The following is an 11,513-nucleotide window of genomic DNA, read 5'->3' as shown; positions in this document are numbered from 1 at the left end:
ACATGGATGTTTCGCAAGAGCCCCCAAGGATGGGTTCACGGCGCCCCCCGTACCCCCGCACCCGCCGGCCCACCTCAGGCCATGCGATGACCACCGGCTGTTCGCCAAAGTGCATGAAGCTGCCGGGCAGGGCCCGGCACTACCGGGCTGACCGCAATCACACCTGTGTCCGTGACCGCACCGTTGCCCGCAATCACGCCGCTTCAAAAAACCAAAAAAAAACGCGGCGCAAGCGCCGCGTTTTTTCGTCAGACCTGGCGAAACTCAGCCGGCCTTGGCAACAGCCTTCTTGGCCACGGCCTTCTTTGCCGGGGCCTTGGCCACGGTCTTCTTGGCGACCGGCGCAGCTGCGCCCACGGCCACCTTGCTCACCGCGTGCGAACGCGAATTGCCGTAGCTGGCGTTGTAGCGCTTGCCCTTGGCGGTCTTGCGGTCACCCTTACCCATGTCGTCAACTCCTTAGTCTGAAATCTGATTACCCCGTGCTGACACGGGTTCGGCGGGCCCGCCCTTGCAGACGCCCCCGCGCACGATCGGAAAGCCTACCACAGCGCCTCAGTGCGCACAGCTCGCATCATGGACGTGCCCGTGGTTCAGGCGCAGGTTGACCAGGTGCGCAACACCCACCAGCACCCCGCCCAGCGTCATCACCACCGCGTGCGGCACCGCCGAATGGTGCAGCGGCCCGTACAGCAGCCCCGCCCACAGCGCCGTCAGACCCGGCACCAGGAACCCCAGCGCGCGCAGCGCCCCATGGCGGCGATAGCCCCACACCAGGCTGAACAACCCCAGCAGGGTCACGAAGCTGACCAGCGCCAGTTCCACCCCGTCGCCCAGCCATACCGACAGCCCCAATGAGGGGGCCGCCGCCAGCAGGACAGGCAACACGGCGCAGTGCACCGCACACAGCAGCGAGCCGGTGGCACCAAAGCGATCCAACAGATGACGGAGGCGGGAGAACAGGGGCATGACTTCCAGCAGGGTCGGCGAAGCGTTATGGAATAATATAACATCAATCCCGACGCGCACTCCCTCCCCCTGCCCCACCCGGTTCCACCCTCCCGATTTGACGGGATTGGCGCGCCCCACCATTGATACATTGTAACAATTCGACCGACGGACCCTCTGCCCATGCGCTCTTCCCGTTCCCTCAAGCCGCACGCCCTGTCCCTGGCGCTTGCCGCTGCGCTGCTCCCCACCCTGGCCTTTGCCGCCGACGATGCCGCCGAGCGTGACCACCACCTGACCGAGCTGTCCGCAGTGAAGGTCACCGCCACCCCGCTGCAGGGCGACGCCGAATCGCTGGCACGGCCCGTGGACGTGCTCGCCGGCGAGCGCCTGGACGAACAGAAGGCCGGCACCCTCGGCGATACCGTGGCCAAGTTGCCCGGCGTGCAGAGCACCTTCTTCGGCCCCGGCGTCGGCCGCCCGATCATCCGCGGCCAGGAAGGCCCGCGCGTGGCCGTGCTCTCCAACGGCATGGGCAACATGGATGCTTCCACCGTCAGCGCCGACCACGCCACCAGCATCGAACCGTTCCTGGCCGACCAGATCGAAGTCCTGAAGGGCCCGGCCACCCTGCTGTTCGGCAGTGGCGCCATCGGCGGCGCGGTCAACGTGGTCGATGGCCGCATCGCACGCGACCTGCCCGACCGCCCGCTCAGCGGCCGCGCCGAAGTGCGCGGCAACTCGGTCAATGACGAACGCAGCGGCATGTTCCGGCTCGATGGCGTGAACGGCAACTGGGTGCTGCATGTCGACGGCCTGGTCCGCAACGGCGATGACTACCGCATTCCCGGCTACGCCGTGATCGACGGCCTGGAAGACCACAGCGGCCACGACCACGAAGAAGGCGACACCGACGAGCCGCGCCGCGGCACCCTGGACAACAGCTCCATCCGCACCCGCGCCGGCGGCGTCGGTGCGACCTGGCTGGGCGAAGGCGGCTACTTCGGCGCGTCGGCCAGCACCTACCGCACCAACTACGGCATTCCCAACGGCGCCCACGTGCATGCCGACGACGACCATGATCATGACCATGGCGACGAGGAAGAAGAAGGCGACGAGCACGACGTGCGCATCGACATGGTGCAGAACCGCTTCGAAGCCAAGGGCGGCATCTACAACCCGGTGTCGTTCCTGAAGAACATCAACCTGCGCACCGCCTACACCGACTACGAGCATGTCGAGCTGGAAGCCGGCACCCCGTCCACCCGCTTCACCAACCGCGGCGTCGAAGCCCGCCTGGAAGCCGTGCAGCAGCAGATCGGCGGCTGGGACGGCGCGTTCGGCCTGCAGTTCGGCAACAGCGATTTCGGCGCCAAGGGCGAAGAAGCCTTCGTGCCCGATACCGGCACCCGCAACGTGGGCCTGTTCGTGCTGCAGGAAAAGCAGTTCGGCCCGTTCAAGCTGGAACTGGGCGGCCGCCACGACCAGGTCAAGCTGGACCCGACCGGCGATTACCGCGCGCGCACCTTCGATGCCACCAACCTGTCGGCCGCCGGTATCTGGAAGCTCAACGATGCGGTCGACCTGCGCTTCGGCGTGGACGGTTCCGAGCGCGCGCCGACCAATGAAGAGCTTTACGCCGCCGGTGCGCACATCGCCACCCGTTCGCTGGAGATCGGCGATGCCAACCTGAAGACCGAACGCGGCCAGCGCGTCGAACTCGGCATCCACACCCACAGCGACCGCCTCGATTTCTCCGCGTCCATCTACCAGACCAAGTTCAAGGACTTCATCTACCTGGCCGACACGGGCGTTGTCGAAAGCCTGCCGGTGCGCCTGTGGACGCAGCAGGACGCCACCTTCAAGGGCGCCGAGGCCGAAGCGCTGGTGCACCTGTTCGAAGGCAACAGCGGCGACTGGGACCTGCGCGTGTTCGGCGACTACGTGAAGGCCGAGCTGGATGGCAGCGGCAGCCGCAGCGTGGACATCGCCGTGCCGCACGGCGACCACGACCACAACTACACCGTGGACCTGGCCAACAGCGGCTACCTGCCGCGCATCTCCCCGGCGCGTGTCGGCGCCGACCTGCGCTGGTCGCGTGATGGCTGGCGTGCTTCGGTGGGTGCGGTCCGCTACAGCAGCCAGAAGGACACCGCGCAGAACGAAGCGGAAAGCGCGGGCTACACCCTGGTTGATGCGCACTTCGCCTACCGCTGGGACCGCTCGGACAGCAACAGCTACGAGGTGTTCCTGGACGGCAACAACCTGACCAACCGCGAGGCACGTGCACACACCTCGCTGCTGCGCGATTACTCGCCGCTGCCGGGCCGCGGCGTGGCGTTCGGCATCCGCGCCTACTTCTGATCCCCACTGGGGTCACTGTTTCACCTTCGGGGGCCCCAGGGCCCCCGTTTTTTTGGTCGTACAATCCGGAAAACCCACCGACCCGGAACGGCCCATGCATCCAGCGTCCCCCGCCCCGCGCATGCATTGGGGGCTGCTTGTGGCGGCCTCGGCCATTTTGATGGTGACCATGGGCGTGCGGCAGACGTCCGGGCTGTACGTGGACCCGATCCACCGCAGCACCGGGGTGAGCATCGTCGAGATCAGCTTCGCGCTGGCCATCGGGCAGTTCGTCTGGGGCGCGGTGCAGCCGGTGTTCGGCGCGGTGGCCGACCAGCGCGGGGCGTGGCCGGTGCTGCTGGGCGGCGCGCTTCTGCTGGTGGCGGGCCTGGTGCTGGCCCCGCTGCTGACCAGCCCGCTGGGGCTGAGCTTTACCCTGGGCCTGCTGATGGCCGCCGGTGCGGGGGCCGGCAGCTTCTCGGTGCTGATCGGCGCCACCGCGCACCGCCTGCCGGCCGAAAAGCGTTCCTTCGCCGCCGGCCTGATCAACGCCGGTGGTTCGCTGGGCCAGTTCGTGTTCGCCCCCCTGGTGCAGTGGGTGATCAGCAGCGCCGGCTGGGCGCGCGCGATGTGGGTGATGGCCGCCGCCGCGCTGCTGTCGCTGCCGATGGCCTGGCCGCTGCGGCGACGTGCCGGTGACCACGCCGCGGCCGGTACCGCCGATGAGGGCGGCCTGCGCGCCCAGCTGCACGTGGCCGCGCGCGACCGCAGCTACTGGTACCTGCACCTGGGCTTCTTCACCTGTGGCCTGCACATCGCCTTCCTGGTCACCCACCTGCCCGGCGAGATCGCGCTGTGCGGGCTGTCGCCGACGGTGGCGTCCACCTCCATCGCCCTGATCGGCCTGTTCAACATCGCCGGCAGCCTGCTGGTGGGCGCACTCGGCCAGCGCTACCGGATGAAATACCTGCTGTTCTGGATGTATGCCAGCCGCGCGGTCATGATCGGCGCCTACCTGCTGGCCCCGCCCACCGCGCTCACCTTCTATGTGTTCTCCGCCGCGCTGGGCTTCACCTGGCTGGCCACGGTGCCGCCCACCGCAGGCCTGGTGGGCAAGCTGTTCGGCCCGCGCTACCTGGGCACCCTGTTCGGCCTGACCCTGCTGTCGCACCAGCTCGGCGGCTTCTTCGGCGCGTGGCTGGGCGGGTTGGCGCTGGCCCACTCGGGCAACTATCTGTGGATGTGGTACGCCGACATGGCTCTGGCTGCGCTGGCGGCGGTGATCAACCTGCCGATCCGCGAGGCCCGCTACGGGTGCCATGCGGTTCCGGGCACGCGCTGACTTCACGCCTCGTTGACCAAGCAGAGCGGCCTCATACCGGTATCGCCCGACCGGCTTCCATTGCGGACATTCCTGTCCGAAAATAGCCCATGCAAAGTCAACGTGCCGATGCGGCTGCCCGCCGCGCCCTGATCCTCGATGCCGCCGACAGCGTGTTCGGCCAGCATGGCGTTACCGCACCGCTGGACCTGGTGGTCGAAAAGGCCCAGGTCGGTCGCGCCACCCTCTACCGCAACTTCCCCGACCGCACCGCGCTCATCGAGGCGCTGCTGGACCGCACCGTGGCCCGCATCGCACGCCAGGTGGAAACCCTGGGTGAGCGCGACGACGCCCTGTTCGAGGTACTGCAGGGCATGGCCTCGCGGATCGTGCAGTCGCCGGCGCTGGCCGACTACTGGCGTGCGGTGGACCCCGACGAACCCACGATCAAGGCCGCGCGGCAGACCGTGCACGGCCTGCTCAAGGCGCCGATACAGCGCGCGATCGATGCCGGCTTGTGCCGCCCGGACCTGCAGGCGGCCGATATCTCGCTGATTTCCAGCATGCTGGGCGCCGCACTGCGCGGCAAGACCCGCGAAGAACGCGCGCGCCTGGCCGGGCGCGCACTGCAACTGCTGCGCGGAGGGCTGGGCGGACAGGTCGACGGGGGCCGCTGATGCCGGAGTACCTCAAGCCGATCCCGGACTGGGAGGAACACGAAAAGCCGACCCTGCCCGGCTCGGCATCGATGCCGTGGCACCCGCCGCACCGCCGCGTGGCCTATGCGCTGGTCGCGCTGCTGGTGGGCATCACCGGCGGGCTGGGCAGCGCGCTGGTCACCGCCAACCTCCCGTTCCTGCAGGGCCAGCTCGGGCTTACCCCGACCCAGGGCAGCTGGCTGGTGGCCGCCTATGCGATGGTCAACGTCACCGCCAACCTGCTGGCCTTCAAGTTCCGCCAGCAGTACGGCATCCGCCTGTTCGCCGAAATCGGGCTGGGTTTGTACGCCACGTTGGCGGTGCTGCATCTGTTCGTGGGCAGTTTCGAGACCACGTTGATGATGCGTGCGGCCAGCGGCTTCGCCGGTGCGGCGTGCAGCACGTTGGGCACGCTGTACATGCTGCAGTCGCTGCCGCGGCGCTATACCGGCAACCTGTTGGTGATCGGCGTGGGGATTTCGCAGATGGCAGTGCCCATTGCCTGGCTGGTATCGCCCGGCCTGATCGACACCGGCCAGTGGCACAATCTGTACCTGTTCGAAGCCGGGCTCGCGCTGTGCGCCTTCGCCGCCGTGGTGATGCTCAAGCTGCCGCCGGGCGCGCAGATCAAAGTCTTCGAGCCGATGGACTTCCTCAGCTTCGCCCTGTTTGCCCCGGCGGTGGCGCTGCTGGTGGTGGTGCTGGCCCAGGGCACGCTGCGCTGGTGGCTGGACACACCCTGGCTGGGCTGGGCGATGATCGCATCGATCACGCTGGGTACCGCCGGGCTGGTGGTCGAACACTACCGGCGCAATCCGCTGCTGCAGATCCGCTGGCTGGCCAGCCTGCCGATGCTGCACTTCATCGTCGGCGCCTTCCTGCTGCGTTTCCTCACCACTGAACAGTCCTATGGCGTGGTCGGGTTGATGCGCCAGCTGGGCATGGGTCCGGACCAGATGCGGCCGCTGTTCGCGGTGATCCTGGCCGGGGTGATCACCGGCATCGCCACCAGTTCGCTCACCTTCGGGCCCAAGCGCATCATCGCGCAGCTGTTGATGGCCATCCTGCTGCTGGGCAGTGCCGCCCTGCTCGACCAGAGTCGCACCAGCCAGGACCGGCCGCATGACTTCTTCCTCAGCCAGTTCCTGGCGGCAATGGGGTCGGGCATGTTCATGGGCCCACTGATCATGCTCGGCATCACCCAGGCCCTGAAACAGGGCACCGACCACATGATCACCTTCCTGGTCACGGTGTCGATCACCCAGACGCTGGGCGGGCTGGCCGGTTCGGCGGTCCTGGGTACCTACCAGGTGCACCGTGAGCAGGTCTATTCCAGCGCGCTGGTCAGCCAGCTCGATCCCTCCGACGGCGTGGTCGCGCAGCGCCTGAAGCTGCAACAGCAGCTGTACACGCCTCTGCTCACCGACCCGGTGCAGCGCAGTGCGCAGGGCACCGCCCAGCTGGCGCAGATCACCCGGCGCGAGGCCAACGTGCGCGGCTTCAACGACGTGTTCTCGTTGAGCGGCCGGGTCGCCTTGATCTTCCTGGGCTGGCTGCTGCTGTTGTCGGTGCGCACCGCCGTGCTCAAGCAGTGGCGCAAGCGCCATCCCCGCCCCGTTTCCCTGTAATAGGTCTTTCCATGTCCACTACGCCTCCGCGCGATGACCATCCTGATGACGTGAACCCGCCGGTGCCCACCGATGCCGCGCCAGTGGCCGCACAGGCTGCGCCGGCCGCCGCCGCGGCGCCCAGCAGTGCGCCCAAGTACCTCAAGCCCAGCCGGCGCAGCGTGGTGGTGATGATCGTGGTGGCGTTGATCGGCATCGCGCTGATCCTGCGCGCGTGGTCGCTGTGGCCGTTCAACAGCAGCTGGGTGAGCACCGACAACGCCTATGTGCGCGGGCAGATCACGGTGCTGGCGCCGCAGGTCAACGGCTATGTCACCGAGGTGCTGGTGAAGGACTTCCAGCATGTGACGCAGGGCCAGACGCTGCTGCGCATCGACGACCGCATCTACAAGGAGAAGGTGGCGCAGGCGCAGGCGAACCTGGACAGCGCGATCGCCGCGCTGGCCAACTCCGACCAGGCGCAGGCACAGAACCGCGCGCAGATCGGTGCGGCGCAGGCGGCGCTGTCTGCGGGCCAATCGGAACTGGCGCGCTCGCGCGTGGAGCTCAAGCGTTACGAGGAACTCGCCGACCAGCAACTGGTGGCGCTCAACGACCGCGACAAGTTCCGCACCAGCGCGCAGGCCGCGCAATCCTCCGTGCAGCAGTCGCAGGCGCAGATCCGCATTGCCGAAGAAACGCTCACCTCCACCCAGGTGGCGCGCAAGAGCCTGGAAGCCGGCGTGGAAACCGCCAAGGCGCAGCTGGAACTGGCGCGCATCGACCTGGCCAACACGGTCATCCATGCCCCGCGCGATGGTCAGGTCAGCGAAGCCTCGGTGCGTCTGGGCCAATACGTCACCGCCGGTTCGCAGCTGTTGTTCCTGGTGCCGGACACCTTGTGGGTGGTGGCCAATTTCAAGGAAGGCCAGACCTGGCGCATGCGCATCGGCCAGCCGGCCTCGTTCTCGGTGGATGCCTTCGACGGGGAGCGGTTGAACGGCCACATCGAGCAGATTGCCCCGGCCACCGGTTCGGAATTCAGCGTGCTTCGCCCGGACAACGCCAGCGGCAATTTCACCAAGGTGGTGCAGCGGTTGCCGGTAAGGATCGCGATCGACCCGGATCAGGAGCTTGCACCACGCCTGCGTCCGGGCATGTCGGTGGTCGTACGGGTCGATACCGCAGCGGAGCCGACGCGCACGCCGTGATCGGGTGCGGCTTTACCCCGCGCAGCGGGCGCACAGGCCGTGCACTTCCAGCGTCTGTGCCTGCGGCTGGAAGCCCAGTTCCTTGGCGCGCTTTTCCAGCTGGCTGACGATGTCGCGGTCTTCCAGCTCCACCGCGCTGTGGCAGCTGTTGCAGATCAGGAACGGCACCGAATGCTGCGCGCTGCTGGGGTGGTGGCAGGCCACGAAGGCGTTCACCGATTCGAGCTTGTGCACGAAGCCGTTGGCCATCAGGAAATCCAGCGCGCGGTACACGGTGGGCGGGGCATCGGCGCCCACGCCCTTGCCGCTGCGCACCCATTCCAGCAGCTCGTACGCCTTGACCGGCTTGCCGGCCTCGGCGATCAGCCGCAGCACGTTGGCGCGGATCGGCGTCAGCCGCAGTCCGCGTTCCGTGCACACGCGCTCCACCACCTTCACGAAGTCCGAAGCGTCGTGAACGTGATGGTGTGGGGCGGTACAAGCGGTCTTTGCGGACATGCGCGGTCTCCTGTGGTCAGGCCGTCGGTACTTTAGTGAGTGCGACGTCGATCCGTTTCAAGGCCTCTTCACGCCCGGCCAGGAACACGGTCTGCGAAATGTCCGGGCTGACCTGGGTGCCGGTGATGGCCACGCGCAGCGGCTGCGCCACCTTGCCCATGCCGATCTCCAGCACCGCCGAGACGTCGTGCAGGGCGGCCGCAACGCCGTCCAGCGTCCACTCGCCCAGCGCCGCCAGCAGCTCGCGGGTCTTGCCCAGCGCCAGTTCCGCGCCCGGCTTGAAGTGCTTGGCCACCGCCGCTTCGTCGTATTCGACCAGCGGCTGGTACCAGACCACCGCCTTTTCGGCCATTTCCTTCAGGGTCTGCACGCGGTCGCGCAGCGCCACCACCACGTCGGCCGGGGCCGGGCCGGCGCCCAGGTCCAGGCCCAGCTTGTTCAGCTGGTAGACCAGGTGCGGGGCGATGGCGGCCGGGTCTTCGCTCTTCAGGAAGTGCTGGTTGACCCAGCCCAGCTTGGCCATGTCCAGGCGCGAGGCCTTGGAATTGCAGTTGGTCACATCGAACAGGTCGATCAGCTCCTGGCGGCTGAACAGCTCCTGGTCGCCATGCGACCAGCCCAGCCGGGCCAAGTAGCTCAGCAGCGCGTCGGGCAGGTAGCCGGCGTCCTTGTACTGCATCACGTCGGCCGCGCCGGTGCGCTTGGACAGCTTGGCGCCCTGCTCGTCCAGGATCATCGGCATGTGGCCGAACTTCGGCACCGGCGCGCCGATGCCTTCGTACAGGTTGATCTGGCGCGGGGTGTTGTTGATGTGGTCATCGCCGCGGATCACTTCGGAAATGCGCATGTCCCAGTCGTCCACCACCACCGCGAAGTTGTAGGTGGGGAAGCCATCAGGACGGAAGATCACCATGTCATCGAGCTCGCTGTTGGCGATCTCGATGCGGCCCTTGATCAGGTCGTCGAACACCACCGTGCCTTCCAGCGGGTTCTTGAAGCGGATCACCCGGTTCGGATCGTCGCGGTACGGCAGGTTCTGCTCGCGCGCGGCGCCGTTGTAACGCGGCTTTTCCTGGCGCGCCATGGCCGCTTCGCGCATCGCGTCGAGCTCTTCGCGGGTTTCGTAGGCGTAGTAGGCCTTGCCGTCGGCGATCAGCTGCTCGGCCACTTCCTTGTAGCGGGCCACGCGCTGGGTCTGGTAGATCGGGCCTTCGTCGTAGTTCAGGCCCAGCCACTCCATTGCCTCCAGGATCGCGTCGATCGCGCCCTGGGTGCTGCGTTCACGGTCGGTATCCTCGATGCGCAGCACGAACTCGCCGCCGCGGTGGCGCGCTTCCAGCCAGCAGTACAGCGCGGTGCGGGCACCGCCGATGTGCAGGTAGCCGGTAGGACTGGGGGCGAAACGGGTGCGGCAGGTCATGGAGGGCTCTGGAGAACGGGAATCCCGGCAATTTTACCTGCCCCGGCCGGCAAAGGGGGCCGGGGCGGCGTTCCCGGCCCCGGCGGGTCAGCGGACATGCTCGAACAGCGTGGCCCAGCCGCGCGCCGCCGCCTGCTCCTGCATGCGCTCGGGGTTGATCTGGCGCAGGTGGAACTGCATCCGCGTGCTGCCGGGCGTGGCCACCGCCCCGTACATCTCAGCCAGGGTTTCGGCGCGGCTTTCCCCGGCCGCCGGGGTACGGGCCGCCGCCCGGCTGAAGTAGCGTGAGCCGAACAGGTTGTTTACCCACTGGTTGAACCTGGACAGCTTCTTGAACACCATCAGGCCGAAATTGGGGTCGTACAGCAGGTATTCGCGCCGCCCATTGCCCAGCACCACCACCGCGCAGGCCATGCTGTGCTTGGCCCCGCTCAGGATGAACTGGCTGCTGCGCGCGGTGTTGGCCAGGAAATCGGCCAGCGCATCCACCCCGATCAACGACGCCGCCGACACCGAACCCGGCTGCAGCGCGGCCCCCTGCGCATCACGGACCACCGCGCGCAGCGCACTGGCGTGCGCAGTATCCGGCTCCCGGATCGCCCGCCGCAGCTGGTCCAGCACGTGGACTTCCTCGCCCTGCCCCATCGCCGTGGCCATGATGCGCGACAGACCCGTGCACATCCCCGACGTGGACAGGCCGTTGCCTTCGCCAAGCAGGGCCTGCGAAGCGGGAATGAACTCGCCGCCGGCGATGTACACCGAATCGTGCACCACCTCATTGACCACGATGTAGTGCTCGGCGCGCAGCGTATTGTCCAGCCGCTCGATGATCACCGACAGCGCGCCCTGCTGCACCGGGTCGAGGTAGCCGGAGACGAACAGTTCCTTCATCTGCTGCAACGACACGGTTTCATGCGCTTCTTCTGGCGTCATCACCCGTTCCCAGTGGTCCACCCCCCATCTGAAGTCCTGCGAGCTGCTGTCCACCGAACGCGAGTGCGCGCGTTCCACCAGCGAGTTCAACGAACCCCGGTAGCTGCGTTCCACCGACTTGCGGCGCGAGCCGCTGTTGGGCGCGCCGCCACGCAGGCCCACATCGCTGTGCGGTTCCCACATCCCATCGGCATTCAGTCGAACAGGCTGGTGGTAGAAGTTGCCCGGCTGCGGGTTCTGCAGCCGCCAGGTGCCGTGGGCGCGATCAAACGCCACCTCGTAGGCGTGCCCGGCCTGGCCGATGTACTGCCGCCCCAGGTAGTCGTGCACGCCATTGTCGGCAGCCCGCGACCCGGCCAGCACCACCGGCTGCGCGTACCGCTCGGCCAGGTGCTCCAGCGGATCGGCCGCCTGCTCCCAGACCGGTGCCTGCAGCGCCGGTTGCAGGCGTGCGCCGTCGCGCGCGGCGAGCGCGACCAGCCGCCGGGTGCCCAGAGGCGCCGACAGGGCCAGCCCGAGCAGGCCGCCGGCCGC

Annotated in this window: 10 protein-coding genes; 5 read left to right on the top strand and 5 right to left on the bottom strand. The window is 67.8% G+C overall.

The genetic code is table 11. The features are described 5' to 3' along the window. Window positions 1-264: 264 nt before the first annotated feature. Both QMX79_RS17435 and QMX79_RS17430 read right to left on the bottom strand, forming a co-directional pair. Window positions 265-447, bottom strand: a complete 183-nt coding sequence (locus tag QMX79_RS17435; protein ID WP_068850363.1) for a 30S ribosomal protein THX — start codon at window positions 445-447, stop codon at window positions 265-267. 108 nt (window positions 448-555) lie between these two features. Next, a complete protein-coding gene (locus QMX79_RS17430; protein WP_068850361.1) occupies window positions 556-969 on the bottom strand; it encodes a MerC domain-containing protein in 414 nt (137 codons plus the stop codon). 156 nt (window positions 970-1,125) lie between these two features. On the opposite strand from QMX79_RS17430, the gene QMX79_RS17425 reads away from it, so the two are divergent. The 5 genes from QMX79_RS17425 (at window position 1,126) to QMX79_RS17405 (ending at window position 8,128) form a co-directional block, all read left to right on the top strand. Continuing rightward, a complete protein-coding gene (locus QMX79_RS17425; protein ID WP_282247866.1) occupies window positions 1,126-3,312 on the top strand; it encodes a TonB-dependent receptor in 2,187 nt (728 codons plus the stop codon). A gap of 94 nt (window positions 3,313-3,406) precedes the next feature. Further along, the gene (locus tag QMX79_RS17420; protein WP_282247864.1) at window positions 3,407-4,633 is read left to right on the top strand and encodes an MFS transporter; all 1,227 of its coding nucleotides are present in this window, start codon (window positions 3,407-3,409) and stop codon (window positions 4,631-4,633) included. Between the two features lie 89 nt (window positions 4,634-4,722). Beyond that, entirely contained in the window at window positions 4,723-5,289 is a 567-nt protein-coding gene (locus QMX79_RS17415; protein ID WP_282247863.1) for a TetR/AcrR family transcriptional regulator, read from the top strand. Further along, the gene (locus tag QMX79_RS17410) at window positions 5,286-6,938 is read left to right on the top strand and encodes an MFS transporter (RefSeq protein ID WP_336618875.1); all 1,653 of its coding nucleotides are present in this window, start codon (window positions 5,286-5,288) and stop codon (window positions 6,936-6,938) included. Before QMX79_RS17415 ends, QMX79_RS17410 begins: the two co-directional genes overlap by 4 nt. 11 nt (window positions 6,939-6,949) lie before the next feature. After that, window positions 6,950-8,128 carry an HlyD family secretion protein gene (locus QMX79_RS17405; protein WP_282247861.1) on the top strand — a complete coding sequence of 393 codons (1,179 nt, stop codon included), beginning with the start codon at window positions 6,950-6,952 and terminating at the stop codon, window positions 8,126-8,128. Between the two features lie 12 nt (window positions 8,129-8,140). Here QMX79_RS17405 and QMX79_RS17400 read toward each other — a convergent pair whose 3' ends face one another. The 3 genes from QMX79_RS17400 to QMX79_RS17390 form a co-directional block, all read right to left on the bottom strand. Further along, a complete protein-coding gene (locus QMX79_RS17400) occupies window positions 8,141-8,626 on the bottom strand; it encodes a Fur family transcriptional regulator (RefSeq protein ID WP_068850345.1) in 486 nt (161 codons plus the stop codon). A 16-nt stretch (window positions 8,627-8,642) separates the two neighbouring features. Then, window positions 8,643-10,046 carry a glutamate--tRNA ligase gene (gene gltX, locus QMX79_RS17395; RefSeq protein ID WP_282247860.1) on the bottom strand — a complete coding sequence of 468 codons (1,404 nt, stop codon included), beginning with the start codon at window positions 10,044-10,046 and terminating at the stop codon, window positions 8,643-8,645. A gap of 87 nt (window positions 10,047-10,133) precedes the next feature. Further along, the coding region (locus QMX79_RS17390) for a YopT-type cysteine protease domain-containing protein (protein ID WP_282247859.1) at window positions 10,134-11,513 on the bottom strand (1,380 nt) is incomplete at its 5' end.

The organism is Stenotrophomonas sp. PS02300, assembly GCF_029959395.1.
Classification (GTDB): Bacteria; Pseudomonadota; Gammaproteobacteria; order Xanthomonadales; family Xanthomonadaceae; genus Stenotrophomonas; species Stenotrophomonas maltophilia_AD.
This window is presented reverse-complemented; position numbering and strand designations above follow the sequence as displayed.

Bases quoted from the DNA above. Each gene is read 5' to 3' on its own strand.
- gltX (WP_282247860.1), bottom strand. From the start codon at position 10,046: ATGACCTGCCGCACCCGTTTCGCCCCCAGTCCTACCGGCTACCTGCAC.
- QMX79_RS17420 (WP_282247864.1), top strand. From the start codon at position 3,407: ATGCATCCAGCGTCCCCCGCCCCGCGCATGCATTGGGGGCTGCTTGTG.
- QMX79_RS17430 (WP_068850361.1), bottom strand. From the start codon at position 969: ATGCCCCTGTTCTCCCGCCTCCGTCATCTGTTGGATCGCTTTGGTGCC.
- QMX79_RS17415 (WP_282247863.1), top strand. From the start codon at position 4,723: ATGCAAAGTCAACGTGCCGATGCGGCTGCCCGCCGCGCCCTGATCCTC.
- QMX79_RS17405 (WP_282247861.1), top strand. From the start codon at position 6,950: ATGTCCACTACGCCTCCGCGCGATGACCATCCTGATGACGTGAACCCG.
- QMX79_RS17435 (WP_068850363.1), bottom strand. From the start codon at position 447: ATGGGTAAGGGTGACCGCAAGACCGCCAAGGGCAAGCGCTACAACGCC.
- QMX79_RS17400 (WP_068850345.1), bottom strand. From the start codon at position 8,626: ATGTCCGCAAAGACCGCTTGTACCGCCCCACACCATCACGTTCACGAC.